The organism is Mesorhizobium sp. RCAM 06353, assembly GCF_059683585.1.
Genome location: NZ_JCASIY010000002.1, coordinates 527,895 through 546,641, shown reverse-complemented (window position 1 = coordinate 546,641; position 18,747 = coordinate 527,895). Strand labels below are relative to the sequence as shown.

10 protein-coding genes and 6 pseudogenes are annotated in these 18,747 nt (G+C 60.1%); 14 read left to right on the top strand and 2 right to left on the bottom strand.

All coding sequences use genetic code 11. The features are described 5' to 3' along the window. Positions 1–2: 2 nt before the first annotated feature. A pseudogene (locus tag AC56QX_RS38865) lies at positions 3–774 on the top strand (IS630 family transposase); the annotation flags it as partial. 268 nt (positions 775–1,042) lie between these two features. Here the strand turns inward: AC56QX_RS38865 and AC56QX_RS38860 are convergent. After that, positions 1,043–2,080 carry an IS110 family RNA-guided transposase gene (locus AC56QX_RS38860; protein ID WP_497118572.1) on the bottom strand — a complete coding sequence of 346 codons (1,038 nt, stop codon included), beginning with the start codon at positions 2,078–2,080 and terminating at the stop codon, positions 1,043–1,045. Positions 2,081–2,197: 117 nt separating this feature from the next. Here AC56QX_RS38860 and AC56QX_RS38855 point away from each other — a divergent pair. The 6 genes and pseudogenes from AC56QX_RS38855 to AC56QX_RS38830 form a co-directional block, all read left to right on the top strand. Next, a pseudogene (locus AC56QX_RS38855) lies at positions 2,198–2,380 on the top strand (IS630 family transposase); the annotation flags it as partial. A 615-nt stretch (positions 2,381–2,995) separates the two neighbouring features. Continuing rightward, positions 2,996–3,778, top strand: coding sequence for a DUF1796 family putative cysteine peptidase (locus AC56QX_RS38850; protein ID WP_475461190.1), 783 nt, complete (start codon positions 2,996–2,998; stop codon positions 3,776–3,778). Between the two features lie 532 nt (positions 3,779–4,310). Then, a complete protein-coding gene (locus tag AC56QX_RS38845) occupies positions 4,311–5,939 on the top strand; it encodes an IS1634 family transposase (RefSeq protein WP_497112866.1) in 1,629 nt (542 codons plus the stop codon). 123 nt (positions 5,940–6,062) lie between these two features. Beyond that, positions 6,063–6,447 (top strand): annotated as a pseudogene (locus tag AC56QX_RS38840) (DUF3363 domain-containing protein); the annotation flags it as partial. A gap of 537 nt (positions 6,448–6,984) precedes the next feature. Continuing rightward, a pseudogene (locus AC56QX_RS38835) lies at positions 6,985–7,332 on the top strand (glutamine--fructose-6-phosphate transaminase (isomerizing)); the annotation flags it as partial. A gap of 267 nt (positions 7,333–7,599) precedes the next feature. Then, entirely contained in the window at positions 7,600–8,721 is a 1,122-nt protein-coding gene (locus AC56QX_RS38830; protein WP_497118571.1) for a beta-ketoacyl-ACP synthase III, read from the top strand. An 88-nt stretch (positions 8,722–8,809) separates the two neighbouring features. Here AC56QX_RS38830 and AC56QX_RS38825 read toward each other — a convergent pair. Further along, positions 8,810–9,270 (bottom strand): annotated as a pseudogene (locus tag AC56QX_RS38825) (DDE-type integrase/transposase/recombinase); the annotation flags it as partial. Between the two features lie 317 nt (positions 9,271–9,587). Between AC56QX_RS38825 and AC56QX_RS38820 the strand changes: the two are divergent. The 7 genes and pseudogenes from AC56QX_RS38820 (at position 9,588) to nifK (ending at position 18,694) form a co-directional block, all read left to right on the top strand. Beyond that, on the top strand, positions 9,588–10,733 hold the full coding sequence (locus AC56QX_RS38820) for a hypothetical protein (protein WP_497118570.1): 1,146 nt from the start codon (positions 9,588–9,590) through the stop codon (positions 10,731–10,733). Further along, positions 10,706–11,770, top strand: coding sequence for a hypothetical protein (locus AC56QX_RS38815; RefSeq protein WP_497118569.1), 1,065 nt, complete (start codon positions 10,706–10,708; stop codon positions 11,768–11,770). The genes AC56QX_RS38820 and AC56QX_RS38815 overlap by 28 nt, the downstream gene beginning before the upstream one ends. Continuing rightward, entirely contained in the window at positions 11,767–13,437 is a 1,671-nt protein-coding gene (locus AC56QX_RS38810) for a Ulp1 family isopeptidase (protein ID WP_497118568.1), read from the top strand. The genes AC56QX_RS38815 and AC56QX_RS38810 overlap by 4 nt, the downstream gene beginning before the upstream one ends. A gap of 381 nt (positions 13,438–13,818) precedes the next feature. Then, a pseudogene (locus tag AC56QX_RS38805) lies at positions 13,819–14,001 on the top strand (hypothetical protein); the annotation flags it as partial. Between the two features lie 524 nt (positions 14,002–14,525). Next, the gene (nifH, locus tag AC56QX_RS38800; RefSeq protein WP_497118567.1) at positions 14,526–15,419 is read left to right on the top strand and encodes a nitrogenase iron protein; all 894 of its coding nucleotides are present in this window, start codon (positions 14,526–14,528) and stop codon (positions 15,417–15,419) included. Between the two features lie 96 nt (positions 15,420–15,515). Beyond that, on the top strand, positions 15,516–17,018 hold the full coding sequence (nifD, locus tag AC56QX_RS38795; protein ID WP_497118566.1) for a nitrogenase molybdenum-iron protein alpha chain: 1,503 nt from the start codon (positions 15,516–15,518) through the stop codon (positions 17,016–17,018). 134 nt (positions 17,019–17,152) lie between these two features. Next, entirely contained in the window at positions 17,153–18,694 is a 1,542-nt protein-coding gene (gene nifK, locus AC56QX_RS38790) for a nitrogenase molybdenum-iron protein subunit beta (protein ID WP_497118565.1), read from the top strand. Positions 18,695–18,747: the final 53 nt, after the last annotated feature.

Here is an 18,747-nt window from a genome sequence, read left to right as displayed (position 1 = left end):
TGATGGGAAGAGCATTGAGCGAAGATCTTCGGTCTCGGGTTCTGCAGGCCTCGGACGCCGGCATGTCGGCCCGGCGGGCTGCGGCGCGGTTCGGGGTTGGTATATCGAGTGCGATCCGTTGGATCGCTCGGGCAAAGATCGGCGAACTGGGGCCGAGGCGACAAGGCCGCCGACGCGGGTCCAGCCTCGATACGCATGAAGCCTTCCTCGTTGGGCTGATCGATGAACGCAAGGACATCACGCTTAATGAGATGGTGGAACGGCTGGCGGTCGAACGATCGGCTCGGATCAGTCGCAGTGCCTTAAGCGCCTGGCTTGGCCAGCACGGCTGGACGTTCAAAAAAGTCCGCACATGCACTGGAGCAGGATCGTCCCGACATCCTGAAGCGTCGTCGCGCGTGGTTCGACGGCCAACTCGATCTCGATCCGGCAAAGCTGGTGTTCATCGATGAAACTGGATTATCGACCAAGATGGCCCGGCTGCGGGGCCGTGCGCCATGCGGTGAGCGCTGCCGGGCAGGCGTGCCGCACGGCCATTGGAAAACCACCACTTTCACCGGCGCACTGCGGCTGACGGGCATGACCGCCCCATTCGTCTACGACGGCGCCATGAACGGCAACGTGTTCCTGGCCTATGTCGAGCAGGTGCTGGTCCCGACCCTGTCGGAGGGCGACATCGTCGTGATGGACAACCTGCCCGCCCACAAGGCGGCCGGCATTCGGGACGCGATCGAGACCGCCGGCGCAAGGCTCATGTTCCTGCCGCCCTTCTCTATTCGGCGTGTTGAGGTCAAGCACTTTCGAGTATTCTACTCTGCCGGCTTGTGATGTCTCTCGCGGGCTCTTGCTTCTCTCCGGGATCGGCGCGCGTCTCGGCCCTCCCAATATGGGATTAGAAGGACAAGACGGAACAATCTACAGCGCGTCCTGATCGCAATATGCGGTCGGAACCAGGGCGGCAACGAACTCATCTCATCCATCGTCCCGCGAAGGACGTCTTTCCGCCGGCTGGCGGAATGTTATTCTCCTTCCCGAAGACCCGTCAAGCAACTGCCGGCATACTTTCCCTCGTCCAGCGGAATTCGGTCCCGTTGCTCCACATGCGATGCATGATCACTGCCAGTCGCCGCGCCAACGCGACGACGGCCTTCTGACGACCCCGTCGTTTGGCGACATTCATCGCCCAGGCTTTCAACCAAGACCATTTCGTCACACGCGTCAGCAGGCATTGGGCGGCTTCATAGAGGAGCGTGCGCATCATGCCGTCGCCGCATAGTGAGACGCGGCCGACGCGACGACTTTCGCCGGACTGATTGAGTACCGGCGTCAGACCCAACGCTGGACCAACGGCCTTCGAGCTGCTGAAGCGGGCCGGAACATCGATTGTGGAACTGAAGGCCAGAGAGACGACAGGTCCGACGCCGGGGATCGTCATCAAGCGCCTGCAAACCTCGTCACCTCGGACGATCGACAGCAGCTTCCGATGGAGTTTCGCGAACTCTTCGCGCAGTTTCCGCCGGGCGGCCAGCAACGGCTCGATGATGTCGCCGATCTCAGGCTCGTCCTCGACGAGTTCGCGAATTCGCTCTTCAAAATTGACTGCACCGACGGTGCCGACCTTGAGCCCAAAGTTGCGCAACAAACCGCGGATGTCGTTCTCGAAGGCAACTGCCTTCTCCTGCAGCAACTTACGGGCGCTCAAAAGGACACGGCGTTTCTGGCTGGTCAGCGTCTTGACGTGCACCGGCCGGAACAGATTGACCCGCATCATCTGTGCAATGCCGCGGGCATCATTGCGATCGCTCTTATTGACCTGCGCCTTTAGAAACGCCTTCGTGTGCCGTGTCTCAATACAGATCGCCGGCAAGCCGGCTGCCGCCAGTCCGCTGAACAGCCATTGCGACAATGGCCCAGCCTCAAGCCCTACGCGCGCCAGTTGCCAGGTTGGGTCCTGCAGAGCCCGGATAAGGTCATCCGGGTGGCTCGGGACCTTCACTTCACGGCAAACCTTGCCTGTTTCGTCGATGATGCATACTGACGTCTCTTTCACCGAAACGTCTAACCCCGCATAATGGTCCATGCCGCGCTTCCTTTCCTGATGCTTGTGGCTGTTCCTGAACAGACCACGTCTATCATCAACTCGAAGCGCAGCGCCTCTCCACACGAAGCCTTGAAGAGAGGGCGCTAAGCCGAATACCCCATCTATAGCCCCGACTTTAATCCCATCGAGAATGCCTTCTCAAAACTCAAGGCGCTCCTACGCGCCAAGGCCGAGAGAACCATCACCGCTCTGTGGGATGCGGTCGGCTCACTCCTTGATCAGTTCACGCCAGCCGAATGCGCCAACTACTTCCAGGCCGCCGGATATGACCCAAATTAAACAGGACGTGCTCTAGCAAGCTGTAAAGGTCTATAGGCTGCATCAATGACGGCTTTGCCCTTCGATGGCGGAAACACATCCCGCATGGAGGCGACGCATGCGCCAACGACGTCCTGCTGACCCGAGCAGGGATGCAGCACGTGCTGCTGCGACAGGATTGCCAGAGTTTGCAGATCGCCGTTTCCGGCGCCTCCGTGCTCCGCCCGTTGCGGCTATGCGTCGACGCCATCGTGCCTACGCGGCGTCTGAAGTACCATCTTGCTGCCCTCCGGTGGCTGAATACGGCGGCAGCCGCCCGATGGCCAGTGCCTCGCCAGCCGGTCGCTGTCACGGCCGATGGTGATCACTGTCGATGTTCAAGCAGGCGATCAAGGACACGGTTGCCACCAGGGTGTCGCCAGACACGCTGCCCCACGACTGCAGCATCTGCTTCCGAAATTGAACGACCTCCATTTTCGACGATTTCGTTTCGCCCGCACGGCCAGCGAGCCGCGGCCGATAGAGAGTGCGTTCGCTTACCGCTGCCTCCATTGGGCGAGGAACGAACCCACCGGTAACAGCTTATCGCGGACAAAGATCCTAAGCCGCGCGATGATGACCGGCTTGGACAGTTTGATGCTGCGCGGTTCCATATCCGCAGCGCTGATGGTCCGTATCAATACAATCGATTTGCCCTATTTTTCGAAATGCTGGAAAGCATCGCTCTTTCACTCCTATCTGGTACCACCTAAGGACCGGGCAATGCCTTACGAAGCTATTTTTAGCCTTGGATCTGACTGCACTCCTGCGACGCAAATCAGACGCTATTTCAAACGGCGCCCGAGCAGCTGTTTTGATTGGATTGTGACACCTATAGCCTCCATCGAAGAAATATTGGCAGATGATGGAGCGCGATTTGGGCTTCGTGTATCAGCCTGCTTCAATGGGACGTCAGCTTTTTGCGAGAATTACGGGGTAGTTTACCACCATGAATTCGATCGGACCACGTCCAACGCAGTGATATTCACGCCGGAAGCGTTACGGTCCTGCCGAGAGAAGCTGATTTACAAATACAATAAGATGCTCGACATCGCTCGGACACGAAAAACGTTGTTTGTGCGTTATGTCTCGGCGACGGATGCTCCGGGGGATCAGCAGATGGGAAAGACGTTTGGCGTAGACGATCTGCAGGAGATGGTCACTCTACTTGAGAAAAAATTGGGACACTCAAGGTTCCATGTGGCCTATTTCCGCGCCATCGGGAATGCATATGATAGGTCGAAGTTCACAGGGCCAGTCCCGGAGCGCTGCAGTATCCATCAGGAGAACCATGTTCCTGATCAACTGGGCGAGGTTGAGGTATGGAACGTGTTCTTCTCGAAAATGGGACTTTCGCCAGACCGTCCACCGCTGTTGTAATCTTCAAGAGTTGACCAGAAGCGTCCTTCGCGGCCATCCAAGAGAGATAGTCGGCGCGTCGATGTGGACGGATCCTCGATCCTCGCCGAAACGATCGGTTTTCGATCCACATGAAATATTGCGCATGCTGGGCGAAGATTTCGAGTACAGGATCAAGCCCCCAAGCCCCACTATCGCAAACCCGTCCTATTGACGTTGGCGGGCGCCCGCGCGCCTCATGACGCGCGCGGGCTCTCGTGAACCCGGCCCGCTTCATTCGCTCTGCTCACGGCGGTCTCGGCCCCTCGGGCTTTGATCCCTGGCCATAACGACCCTTCGGTTGTCCAGCGGAGCCGCTTTCGTGTCACTGCGAGCAACACCGAGCCAAGCCCGACTTGAACAGTTGGAGGTGAACGGATGGCGAACGCTGTCAGTTAAGCTATTGAATTCACTTGCCTTGAATTTCCGGCGCGAAAATGTGTGGTAACAACATTTGTGCTGTTATCGTGGTTCTGTATGGATTTGACGGCATTTATTCGCTAACAACGCTGGCATGTTTGTCGTTGAGAGAGTCGCGCGCGGCCACCGCTATCTCTACCTCGTGGAAAGTGTCCGCGACGGCAAAACCGTTCGCCAGCGCACGATAAAGGCGCTGGGCCGCAAGGATGCGCTGGTTGCCAGCGGCGAACTTGACAGATTGGCGGCCTCGATTGCGCGCCATGGCGAACGCAGCCTCATCCTGTCCGACATTGACGCGGGGCGGATTGCCTCTCGCCGCATTGGCGGTCCGCTGTTGTTCGGGCGGCTGTGGCAGCGGCTCGGGATCGGCGATGTGCTGGAAGAGGTGCTGGAGGGGCGCCAGTTCGGCTTTGCGGTGGAACGGGCGGTGTTCATTGGCACGTTGCATCGGCTGTTCGTGTCCGGCTCGGACCGCGACTGCGCGAACTGGATGGCCGATTATGGTATCGAGGGCGCCGAGGGTCTGGCGCTCCATCACTTTTACCGGGCCATGGCGTGGCTGGGCGAGGAACTCGGCGAAAAGGCGCAAGGCGCGCTGGTGGCGCGCTGCGTGAAAGACGTGATCGAGGAAAAGCTCTTCGCGCGCCGGCAGGACCTGTTCACCGACCTCAGCCTTGTGTTCATGGACACAACCTCGTTGTCCTTCCATGGCGCGGGCGGCGAGACGCTGGGCAAGCGCGGGCATTCCAAGGACTTCCGCCCCGATCTGGCGCAAATGATCCTGGCGCTGGTCGTTGATGCCGAGGGCCGGCCGATCTGCACCGAGATGGTGCCCGGCAACACCGCTGACGTGACCGTCCTGTTGCCGGTGGTCGATCGGCTGCGAACGCGCTTCGGCGTCACACGCGCCTGCGTTGTCGCCGATCGCGGCATGATCAGCGCCGATACCATCGCCGCGCTCGAAAAGCTGGGCATGGAATACATTCTGGGGGCCCGCGAACGCTCGAGCAGCGTGATCCACAACGTCGTGCTCAATGACGCGGCACCGATGGTTCCGCTCGTTCTCGAGCGCCAGCGCGGTGAAACTCAGTTGTGGGTCAAAGAGGTCAAGGTCGGTAAAGACCGCTACATTGTCAGCCGCAATGACGCCGAGGCCGAGAAGGACAAGGCCGACCGCCAGGCGATCATCGCCGGCCTCGAGGCACAGCTCAAGAAGGGCGACAAGGCACTGGTCGGCAACTCGGCCTACCGGCGTTACCTCAAGGCCAGCGGCAAGAACTTCAAGATCGATGTCGGCAAGCTTGCCGAGGAAGCCCGGTACGACGGCCTCACCGTGGTGCGGACCAACGCGAAGGTGACCCCGCTCCAGGCCGTGCTGCGGTATCGCGATTTGCTCGAGGTCGAGAGCCTGTTCCGCGCCGCCAAGGCAACCTTCAATACCCGGCCGATCTTCCACCAATCCGATGCCGCCATCCGCGGGCATGTGTTTTGCTCGTTCCTGGCGCTCGTGCTCAGCAAGGAACTGCGCCGCCTCTGCCGGGCCAAAGGCCTGACGCCCGAATGGCAGCCGCTCCTACGCGATCTCGACCGCCTCCAGGAAGCCACCATAGAAAAGGATGGTCGCATCATCACCACCAGAACCCACGTTACGGGCCAAGTGGGCAACGTCTTCAAGGCATCTGGCATCGCTCTGCCACACAACCTCGACGAACAACTCGCCTGAGATCATCCCCAAAATGTAGTGGTAACACGCGCCGGCGCGCGCCTAACGTGCTGATATAATAACATATTCTTACAGGCGGTGTTTAAGTGGGGCCAAGGCAGGTTGACCGTACGATCGCGGACGCGGGCGGCGCAGGCACGCAGGCGGCAGTAGCTGCTCGTGCAGGGTCTCGCGAGTGAAGAGCAGGACCGGATAGTATATCGCGCCAACATGATTTCGATCCTGCGTCAGCGTGAGCTGAACCGTGTTGTCGGTCAGCTTTCGCAGGAACTTGGGCTCTCGTATGCCGAAGCCCGGGCATGAGATCGAATAGAGGGTATGCTGCGCCGATCGGTTGAGCTCGCCTGCGGCAAATATGCCGCGATCGAGAGGTCGCGCGAGCTCACGCTGGTGCCCATGGCGGCCCGTGCTCCAGCGGCACATCGGCAAGGAGGTTTCTGGCGTGGTTCAGCGCGAGGGTATCTCCTCGAACATCGGTCGGCAAAGGGGTGGGCCCAGCTTTACATGACGACGCAGCAGTGATGCTTCATCAACGCCCGATCGACCCGTCGCGCCGCGAAGCGCAGCGGGTTTTTCTCTTGAGCACTTGTTTTTGGTCGCGGGACGTTTGCTGCCGTAGTGTCCAGCCTGTTGCAATAGCGCCCAACTATCGATTGTGCTCGACGAAGCCTGCAGCGAAGGGGGGTCTCATGCCGATTTCGTCGAAATGCTCGCGCAATCCGGCGTCTTCAATCCCTCCGATCTGGCGTTGCTGGGGCGCGTCTTCGATCATTAGACATTGAGGGCCAATCTGCGCAATCTGCGTGAGGCGCTCGCGTCCCGGATCGTTCAGGAGGCCCGTATCGCCGAGATTAGCTGTCTCGCCGCCGGATGATCGAGGACGTCGCCCAAACGCGTCCTAGCCCCATCCACTGGGTGGATGACAGTTATCCCAATAATCGATTTTACCAGTCGTACCGAATTCCCCTAGGAGGCTCTGAATAGAAACGGCCGGGCGGGTGTCCTTCCGGTCGACCCAGGCTGCCGGGAGAAATCGGAGACGAGCATGTGCGGGATTGTTGGCATCGTTAGGCAACAGCCAGTGTCGGAGCGGTTGGTCGACGCGCTGAAGCGACTGGAATATCGCGGCTATGACTCAGCCGGCGGTGCGACGATCACCGAGGGCGCCTTGCACCGCCGGCGCGCCGAGGGCAAGCTCGTCAATCTCGAGACGAGACTGAAGGAAGAGCCGCTGAGCGGCAACATCGGCATCGCCCACACGCGCCGGGCAACTCATGGGGCACTGACTGAACGCAACGCGCATCCGCACTTTAGCGATGGTGTGGCCGTCGTCCATAACGGCATTATCGAGAATTTCGCCGAGTTGAAGGACGAATTGGCGGCTGCGGGGGCTGCCGGCAGTCGACGAGATAGTTGCGCCGATGATTTTCTCGCTGCCGATACAGCTTCTTGCCTACCACACGGCGCTCGTCATGGGCACAGATGTCGACTAGCCGCGCCATCTCGCAAAATCGGTCACCGTCGAATGATTGTGGGAGCTGACATGGCTGACCGGTCCGGCGCCCTCTATGTCAAATTCGAGGATGAGCGAACGCGGCCGGCGCGCGAATTCGACGCCCACGTGAGAGCCGCAGCGCCTGCGCGTGCGACGGACTGAAACATGCATCGCGTCATCATCAGCGGCATCGGCGTTGAAGTCCCTGAAGCCAAGATCACCAATGAAGAACTGGTCGCCAGCTTCAATGCCTGGGTCGACATGGAGAATGCGCGCCGCCAGGGCACCGGCGAGCCGCAGCTGCCGAAATCGGACAGCGACTTCATCGTCCACGCCTCGGGCGTGCGCACCCGCCATGTGATCGAGCGCGAGGGCATTCTCGACCCGACCCGCATGGCGCCGCGCATTCCGGCGCGGCCCGACGACGCGCTGTCGCTCGAGGCAGAGTTCGGCATCGCTTCGGCAAGGAAAGCTCTCGACCATGCCGGGCTGAGGCCGTCCGACATCGATCTGGTGATCTGCTCGGCCTCGCATCATCAGCGGCCCTATCCGGCGATCGCCATCGAAATGCAGGAGGCGCTGGGCACAAAGGGCGCCGGCTTCGACATGGGACTTGGCTGCTCTTCGGCGGCTGCGGCACTGCACATTGCTGTCAATTTGGTGCGGTCGGGCGCGCACAAGCGCATCCTGGTGACGACGCCCGAGATCATCACCGGCCATCTCAACTTCCGCGACCGGCAGACGCATTTCATCTTCGGCGACGCCTCGGTGTCGATGGTGGTCGAAGGGCTGGCGCAGGGCGAGAAGCGGCCGGGACGATTCGAGGTGCTCGACACGCGCATCTGGACGCAGATGTCGAACAACATCCGCACCAATCTGGGCTACCACACCCGCACCGCCCAGGATGATCCCGACATGATCAATCTGGAAGGTAATCTGATCAAGCAGGTCGGCAACAAGGTGTTCAAGGAAGTCACCGTTGCCGGGCACAAATTCATCGTCGAGTTCCTCGCCGAGCATGGGCTGACGCCGCAGGCTGTCAGGCGCTTCTGGTTGCATCAGGCCAATGCCCGCATGAATGCCATGATCCTGAAGCTGTCGTTCGGCCACGAGGTCGACCATGACCGCGCGCCGATGGTGCTGGAAAAGCTTGGCAACACGGCGGGCGCCGGCGCCATCATCGCGCTGTCGGAGAACCACGCCGACATGAAGCCCGGCGAGTTCGGCCTGATCTGCGCGTTTGGCGCGGGGTATTCGATAGGCGGCGCGCTGCTGAGGATGCTCTAGAATCGGCGGTTTCAGGCTGGTGCGAACGGCACCAGCATGGGCACCGCTCCTGCAGTCTTGCCTTCATGCAGCTTGCGGATCGCCAGATCCTCGACTGTCGTCTTTGCATCATGTGGATCATCTCGATCCCGTCCAGCGTGCCGATCGCGCTGGCGCGTGATTGAAACCGAGCATGGGCCGTACACGACACTTGATGCGCCGATGGTCCTGCTCGATCGATTGTTGAGGTATTGGCACTGCGGATCTGGATCGGCGTCAGTCTGCGCCGCGAACGGTCCCGGAGGGGGTTGGTGGTGTTGTAGGAAACAATGGGCCGCCCGATTGGTCCGCATGCCATTTGCCGGTCACGGCACGCTTGCGCCCATTGAAGCGTTTCAGCAGCAAGGGCGAGAAGCGAACGACCCAGCGATAGATCGTCGAATGATCGATGGCCTGATGCCACGCTCGGGCCATCATTTCCTTCAAATTGCCAGGGCTCAAGCCGTAGGCCAGATACCAGCGAACGCGAAGCAGGATGGCGGACTGGTCGAAATGGCGACCGTTGAACATCTGAACTCTCCGGCGAAACACCGGAGGCCATGCCATGCCTCTGGTCGCCGAAAACTTAGCAACCCCATCCGTCTTGACGGGAACGTTGTCGTCGTCAGGTTCTCGACAGCTTCCCTGTGTCAAATCCAAGCCCAGCGTCAAACGGCTTATATTGCTGAAAGTGAGAACCGATGGACTTCACCTCGACCAAGCGGGTGCGTGGACAATCGAACAGGGCTAGCCCGCAAGAGAGCTCACCCGCGGCTCCGTCCGCAGGTGCGGCGGCCTTTGAGCGGCAACTGAGCGAGGTCGCCAATACAGGTGGAGGTGGTGGAGCAATGCCGGCCGGCTCGGCGCCGCAGCCGGCTCAGTCAACTCAGTTTTTGAAAAGGGTCAGCAAGCGCCCTCTTCATCTCAGGGATCAAGACTTTATTTTCAGTCTTGAGGAGGCCCTCATCAAAGGCGGGGCCTCCGAGCCCACCGCCAAGAATAATGTAGGTACTCTTCTCCGCTATGGCCACTGGCTCTTCGCAAATAACAAAGATCCCGTGAAGGATCGGCTCGACAAGCAGTCGCTGATCGATGATGCGCGCGAATTCATCGGAAAGCGTGATCCCGCGAGGCTGCTTACGGCAATAAGTCATCTCCGGACCTCGCAGTCGACGGGGGGAATCGTGCCGATCGCCGGCCGCGCTGAGTTGACTCCTCACCCCGAGGATGTGGCCCTCATCAAAGAGTTCAGAAAGGAAGCAGGGACAAACACCGGCAGTACGAATGCAACTGCTCTTAAGAGCTTCAGTGACTACCTACGTCAAAGCAACAAAAAGGGCATTGCTGGTCGGCTTTCCGGCAAGGCGTTGGATGGAGATGTCAAGGGCTATAAGCAGGACGCCGGTGGTCATCGGAACATCGGTGCCGCACTGGCTCATCTTCGACAATCGCACGCCGGCGCTAAGGAGCTCGAGCGCCGTGTTTCCCCCGTTCCTGATCGCGACGACGCGGCACTGATGGAACCGAGGCGGGTCGGCGACGCCGCTGCGCAGCACAGCGCGTGGCAGGAAGCTGGCAGTTGGCCAAAGGAGCTTCCTGCGGAAAGCCACGATCGGCTGATGGACGAATCTGGCCCGTCATCCTGGGCGCCACAGCCGGCTCAGTCAACTCAGTTTTTGAAAAGGGTCAGCAAGCGCCCTCTTCATTTCAGGGATCAATACTTTATTTTCAGCCTTGAGGAGGCCCTCGTCAAAGGCGGGGCCGCCGAGCAGACCGCCAAGAACAATGTAAGTGCTCTTCTCGGCTTCGGCCACTGGCTCTTCGCAAATAACAAAGATCCCGTGAAGGATCGGCTCGACAAGCAGTCGCTGACCGATGATGCGCGCGAATTCATCGGAAAGGGTGATCCCTCGAGGCTGCTTACGGCAATAAGTCATCTCCGGACCTCGCAGTCGACGGGGGAATCGTGCCGATCGCAGGCCGCGCTGAGTTGACTCCGTATCCGGAGGACGCGGCTCTCATCAAAGAGTACAGAAAGGAAGCAGCGACAAATATCGGCAGTACCAATGCAACTGATCTTAGGAGCTTCAGTGACTACCTACGTCAAAACAACAAGAAGGGCATTGCTGGTCGGCTTTCCGGCAAGGCATTGGATGGAGATGTCAAGGGCTTCAAGGAGGACACCGGTGGTCATCGGAACATCGGTTTCGCACTGGCTCATCTCCGAAAATCGGAGGCCGGCGCTAAAGCGATGGAGCTCGAGCGCCGTGTTCCCACCGGTCCCGATCTCGACGACGCGGCACTCATGGAGCCGAGGCGGGTCGGCGACGCCGCTGCGCAGCAAAGCGCGTGGCCGGAAGCTGGCAGTTGGCCAGAGGAGCTTCAAGGACAGCAGGAAAATCAACCAGCCCCGTCATTTTTCATTGCTCCAGGGAAGTTGCCCGCTGGACTGGATAACCTCAACAGCATAGGGGCGGGCGCTTTTGGAGCAGCCGGCTCTCGGCAGTCTGCGGTTCAGGCTGCCACCCGGCCGTTGTTAGCGGTCAGCGAACAGCAGATTCGGCGCTCGCCTGGCGCGATTGGCAGGGGCAACCTCCTGCCAACCGAGTGGGTCATCATCAACAATGAACATTCCACAGCGCTGTTGAGGCCAGCGAAGCGGCAGAGGACCCTGAATGCGCCGTCAACCGTCGCCATTCAGCAGCAGCTGAGCGAGATCGGCAATTCAGGCGGCCGCATGCCGATGCAGCCCTCCACCTACCAGGTGGGCGCATTGCCATTGGAAGGGCAGCCCGTTATGCGGGAGAGAGAGGGCGAATACATCCCAAGGCTGCATGCGGAAACTAGCGGGATCGGAGGCGCCACTGCGCAGCACAGTACCCCGCATGAAGCCATCGCTTTGCCACCCATGGAAGATTACGATCAGGATCTGCTTTGGGGGGATTGGATAAGGCCGGCCCACAGCCATTTCTCGGGCCAAGCGCGAGCCATCATCAGCCGCCGGATTCCGCAGAAGCCGTTCATCCTTTGAACTGGCGCAACGACCACCAGTCGGCCGCGGACGAGTTGGCCGGGAGCAACGTTCTGCCAAGCCGGCAGGACGGCGGGTTTGAGGCAACAGTTCATCAGAACCCGCCCACATCATTCGAGCTTAACGCTTGGGTTCCATCGCCTGCCTTTCCGCCGCTGTTTACCGGGCCAGTACCGGGTCGTTACCAGGGCGCTCGACAGCCCGGCTCGCCGCAGGAGCTTTCTCTTGTGCCAGCCTCCTCGGACGATGAAGCTTTGGCGTGGTTGAGCGAGGAGTTGGTGCGGCGGCGGATGCAAGAACCGGCGTCGCCATCAACTGCCAGAGCTCAGGATCTCTATCCTGGCTTTGAAGCATTGGTTGATCCAGATCCGGCTGAGTTGGGTTACAATGCTCACTTTGCGCCGGCGCCTTCTGCCAGAGCTCCTTCAGACATCTACGGCGATCTTGATTCTCTAGTTGATTTGCCGTCCACACCGGTCGACTTGCGCGACGATGCTCATTCTGCACCGGTGCGTCCGCGCGGGCAGATGGTCGAGACGGAGTGGCAGCAGATGATGCAAGGGACAGGGTCCGCCGCCGTATTGAGGCGAGGAGGCCCCGATGACGTTCAGCTCATCCATCACACTCGACCTCGGCCCATGAGTGAAGCTGCGCCAGCGGCACCGGCAAGGGCTCCAGGACCCGGCTGGCCAGTCACCGCCAAGCTGCCAGACACCTACCGCGGTCTTCCAGTGGTTGATCTGACTACGTCCACGACCACCTCCTCCGATGCCCAGATCGGGGCGTTGGATCCGACAGCCTCGTCCAATGTCACCAACGGGTCGGTGCTCGGCGCCACCGAGTGGCTGAGCGACGCCCATGTGCAGAGGGATTACGATTTCGTAGAGCAGCAGCTGCAGGGGATCAATCCGATGCTCGCCGCCCGGACACGGCTAGTCAGTCCGTCGGTATCCCATCTACTGCGCCACATGGAGCCGCAAAACGCGCGAGGCACATTGCAGTCCATCTATAATCAAAACGACGCCCCAGCCGACTTCCTGTTCCTGCCATTGAACAATGGCACTCCCAATAGCCCCGGCACCCATTGGTCGCTGCTGCTCGTTGATCGCCGCAACCCGGAAAGGCGGTTCGCCTATCACTACGACTCCCTCCAGCGAGAGGGATACAACGACGTGCCTGCAACACAGCTCGCAAGACTGCTGAACGCCACCTTGACGCCAGCCCGCATGCCGCGACAGCCGAATGATTATGATTGCGGCGTCTTTGTGCTGGAAGGCACATGGGCACTGCTTCAACGATTGGTGGATGGGAAGCGGCCGGATCACGAGCCGCTGCACCTCGACAACCTCATCGCCGATCGGCAGGCGCTGCAAAACCGACTCAGGGGGCTCATACCGCATGAGGAGGAGCCGCGCCAGCTATTGGATGATGAACCCGCCTCCCCACCGATGATGGCATTCGAGCCAAGGGAACTCCGGCAGCTGTTGGATGATGAACCCGCCTCCCCACCAATGATGGCATTCGACCCAGGGGAACTCCGGCTACTGTTGGATGATGAGCCTGCCTCCTCTACGCCAAGAGTTAATTCGACCCCGCATGCGCGAACGGACGGTGTTCATCAGTCAACCCAGGCGCCCTGGCTCCCTGAACGCAAAAGATCAGCATGAAGTCGAATTTGAAACGTTTTGCCCAAGCAACTGCGATCGCCTCGCTCCGGACGGTAACCGCTACGTCGGCGAAAAAAGGGATGTGGATCACAGGGCAGGCAAACCCTTCCTGTAGAAGCGCAGGCCCGGTCCGAAATGAACTGTGGTGGCAAGCAGCAAGAACACGTACAGCGCCTGCTGCCCGACATTGCCGGGAAGATGTGGTCTGTGGTTGGACCGCTCCCAAGCTGATCAACCTCGCCGCATCGGCAAAGACGCCGACACGATTTACGCCGCGACTGAAGGAGGCCTGTCGGTCAGTAGGAACGGAGGCCTGATCTGGGAAACGGTCGTCGATGGCGCGCCCGTCAATCTCGGAGCTGACGGCCGACGGTTCCGTCTAGGCCCTCCGTGCCCTTTATCGCCGATGATATAATGGAGACCTTCGAGCACGTCCGATCCGAGGAGGTCTTCAAACTGTTTGGTGACATGGCATGTGCCGGTCAGGTGATCTACCTGACGCATCACCGACACCTGTGCGAGATCGCCAAGGCAGCTATTCCCAGCGTGACGATCCATGAGCTCGGACAGTTGTGCTCGGTTTCCGTTGGTGCAAATGACCGCCTTGGGGTCAATCCAAGCGTATCAGCAGAAATGGCAGCCAAGCCTACAGTAACAGTTGTGACGTCTGATGCGAAGAAGCAAACCTCGCGATCGAGAAGACAAAGGCTGAACCGCGCGGGATCAAAAGCAGCCTGGAGCGATACACAGCTACGCGTGGACCGAAGTCTCTGCAGCAGGTCTCTCGACCAAAGTCGCCTTAACTCGCTGCTCCAACTTGCTCCGGACACCGAGGTCAACCTGTAGCGGTCTCGAGCGGCGCCATCCGATCTTTCTGTCGCCTTTGTCGCGTCTGCTACACGGGCTTGTTCCGACGAGCACTGTTTGCCCTCAGGCTAAATAGCTGAAAAGCAACATCAAAATTTTTCTTGTGTTCGATCAAGCCAATTGGCACGCATCTTGAGACCCTTTGGGTGTGAGGCGGCGAGAGCTGCCGACCGGCATGTCGCGGGCAGCCGCGATGGATGGAACGAAGGAAGGAAAGCTACATGTCAGGTCTGCGTCAGATCGCATTCTACGGCAAGGGGGGCATAGGCAAGTCCACCACCTCCCAAAATACGCTCGCCGCACTTGTCGACCTTGGGCAGAAGATCCTCATCGTCGGCTGCGACCCCAAAGCCGACTCCACGCGCCTGATCCTGAACTCGAAGGCGCAGGATACGGTCCTGCACCTCGCGGCAGAGGAAGGTTCGGTCGAAGACCTCGAGCTCCAGGACGTGCTCAAGGTCGGCTATAAAGGCATCAAGTGCGTGGAATCCGGCGGTCCCGAGCCGGGTGTCGGCTGCGCCGGGCGCGGCGTCATCACCTCGATCAACTTCCTCGAGGAGAACGGCGCCTATGACGATGTCGACTATGTCTCCTACGACGTGCTCGGGGACGTGGTGTGCGGCGGCTTCGCGATGCCGATCCGCGAGGGCAAGGCCCAGGAAATCTACATTGTCATGTCCGGCGAGATGATGGCGCTCTATGCCGCCAACAACATCGCCAAGGGCATCCTGAAATATGCCCATTCGGGCGGCGTGCGGCTCGGCGGCCTGATTTGCAACGAGCGTCAAACCGACCGCGAGCTCGACCTCGCCGAAGCACTGGCTTCCAGGCTCAATTCCAAGCTAATCCATTTCGTGCCGCGCGACAACATCGTCCAGCACGCCGAGCTCAGGAAGATGTCGGTTATCCAGTATGCGCCGGACTCCAAGCAGGCGGGGGAATACCGCGCGCTGGCCGAGAAGATCCATGGCAATTCGGGGCAGGGCACCGTGCCGACTCCGATCACCATGGAGGAGCTCGAGGACATGCTGCTCGACTTCGGCATCATGAAGACCGACGAGCAGATGCTTGCCGAGCTTCAGGCCAAGGAAACGACGAAAGCGGCCGCCCAGTAGAGCGCTGCCGCCACGAGGCGCCGCGTTGAGCTGACGCGCCTTTCAAAGAACGGCGCCTCATCGGTGAGGCGTCACTCGAACCTTTAAAGGGGTCCCATGAGCCTGGATTACGAGAATGACGGCACTCTCCATGCGAAGCTTATCGAGGAGGTGCTGTCGCAATATCCCGACAAGGCGGCGAAGCGTCGCAAAAAGCACCTCAGCGTCGCAAAGAGCGGGGACGAGGCTGGCGAGGAAGGCGAGGTCGTCTCCGAATGCGACGTCAAATCGAACATCAAGTCCATTCCGGGCGTGATGACGATTCGTGGCTGCGCTTATGCCGGCTCTAAGGGCGTGGTGTGGGGTCCAATCAAGGATATGGTCCATATCTCGCACGGCCCGGTCGGCTGCGGGCAATATTCCTGGTCGCAGCGCCGCAACTACTATGTAGGCACGACGGGCATCGACACGTTCGGGACAATGCAGTTCACCTCCGATTTCCAGGAGAAGGACATTGTTTTCGGCGGTGACAAGAAGCTGGAACAGATCATCGACGAGATTGAGGGACTGTTTCCCCTCAACAACGGCATGAGCGTGCAATCCGAATGCCCGATCGGCCTGATTGGCGACGACACCGAAGCAGTATCCCGCAACAAGGCCAAGGAGCACGGAAAGACGATCGTGCCGGTGCGCTGCGAGGGCTTCCGCGGCGTCTCGCAATCGCTCGGCCACCACATCGCCAACGACGCGATCCGCGACTGGGTCTTCGAGAAGAAGGACGTGGAGTTCGAGGCCGGCCCGTACGACGTCAACGTGATCGGTGACTACAATATCGGCGGCGACGCCTGGGCCTCGCGCATCCTGCTCGAGGAGATAGGGCTGCGCGTGGTCGGCAACTGGTCGGGCGACGCCACGCTCGCCGAGATAGAGCGCGCGCCGAAGGCCAAGCTCAATCTCATCCATTGCTACAGGTCGATGAACTACATCTGCCGGCACATGGAGGAAAAGTATGGCGTCGCCTGGATGGAGTACAATTTCTTCGGCCCCTCCCAGATCGAAGCCTCCCTGCGCAAGATAGCCAGGCATTTTGGGCCTGAAATCGAAGAGAAGACGGAGAAGATTATCGCCAAGTACAGACCGCTTGTTGATGCGGTCATCGCCAAGTACCGGCCGCGCCTCGAAGGCAATACTGTCATGCTCTACGTCGGCGGCCTGCGCCCCCGCCACGTCATCACAGCCTACGAGGACCTCGGCATGGTGATCGTCGGCACAGGCTACGAGTTCGCCCACAACGACGACTATCAGCGCACAGGCCATTACGTAAGGAACGGCACGCTGATCTATGATGACGTGACCGGTTACGAGTTGGAGAAGTTCATCGAGGGGGTTCGCCCTAATCTCGTTGGCTCGGGCATCAAGGAAAAATACCCCGTGCAGAAGATGGGCATACCGTTTCGTCAGATGCACTCCTGGGATTATTCGGGACCGTATCACGGCTATGACGGCTTTGCCATTTTCGCCCGCGACGTGGATCTTGCCATCAACAACCCGGTCTGGGGCCTTTACGACGCGCCTTGGAAAAAAAGTCCGAGCCGTGGGCGGGCGATGGCTGCCGAATAACACCCGGCCTTAGCCTGGTCTCCCCAAGGGAGACGATGAACGCCCGCGGCCCCGTGGCCCGCGGGGACACCTGAAACGTCTCGACGTCCCTGAGCTGCCTTATGGGGCAGCCAGATGAAAAGAGGTAATCACCAATGCCGCAGTCGGCTGAAAAAATTCTCGACCACGCTCCCCTGTTCCGCGAGCCGGAATACAGGCAGATGCTCGCCGAGAAGAAGCTGAATTTCGAATGTCCGTACCCGGATCAGATCGTTACCGATCAACGCGAATTCACCAAGACGTGGGAATACCGCGAAAAGAACCTCGCCCGCGAAGCGCTTGTCGTGAACCCCGCCAAGGCCTGCCAGCCGCTCGGCGCGGTGTTCGCGGCCGCCGGCTTTGAACGAACCATGTCCTTCGTCCACGGCAGCCAGGGCTGCGTGGCCTATTACCGCTCACACCTGTCGCGCCATTTCAAGGAGCCTGCTTCGGCGGTTTCCTCCTCGATGACCGAGGATGCGGCAGTATTCGGCGGCCTGAAGAACATGGTCGACGGGCTCGCCAACACCTACCAGCTCTACGATCCGAAGATGATCGCCGTCTCGACGACTTGCATGGCGGAGGTCATTGGTGACGACCTGCACAGCTTCATCGAGAACGCCAAGGACGAAAACTCGGTCCCGCGCGATTTCGACGTGCCCTTCGCCCACACGCCCGCCTTCGTCGGCAGCCATGTCGATGGCTATGACGTAATGGTCAAGGGCATTTTGGAGCACTTCTGGAAAGGCCAGGAGCGCACGGAAGCCGGGGGAACCATCAACGTCATTCCCGGTTTCGACGGCTTCTGCGTTGGAAACAACCGGGAACTCAAGCGCCTGCTCGATCTGATGAGCGTATCCTACACCTTCATCCAGGACGCCTCCGACCAGTTCGACACGCCATCGGACGGTGAATACCGCATGTATGATGGCGGTACGAAGATCGAAGACGTGAAGGAGGCACTCAACGCCGAGGCGACACTTTCGCTGCAGTATTACAACACCCGAAAAACGCTGGACTACTGCGAGCAAGTCGGGCAGGCGACGGCCTCGTTCCATTATCCGCTCGGCGTCCAGGCGACGGACGAATTCCTGATGAAGGTCTCGGCGCTTTCCGGCAAGGAGATCCCCGAGACAATCCGCCTTGAGCGCGGCCGACTGGTTGATGCCATGGCCGACAGCCAGTCCTGGCTGCACGGCAAGAAATACGCGATCTACGGCGATCCGGACTTCGTCTACGCCATGGCCCGCTTCGTCATGGAGACCGGCGGCGAGCCGACCCATTGCCTCGCCACCAACGGCAGCTCGGCATGGGCAGCCGAGATGAAGGAACTGCTTGCATCCTCGCCCTTCGGCAAGGACGCCCAGGTCTGGGCGGGCAAGGACCTTTGGGCGATGCGCTCGCTGCTCTTCACCGAGCCGGTGGACCTATTGATCGGCAATTCCTATGGCAAGTATCTGGAGCGCGACACCGGCACGCCGCTGATCCGGCTGATGTTCCCGATCTTCGACCGGCACCATCACCATCGCTTTGCGCTCATGGGCTACCAAGGCGGGCTGCGCGTCCTGACGACGATCCTCGACAAGATCTTCGACAAGCTCGATCGCGAGACCAGCGAGACGGGTGTGACGGACTATTCTTATGACCTCACCCGCTAGTAGCGGCGGCCGGTCTTTCGCCGAGGCTGGCCGCCTTCCAATGCACTTTTGGA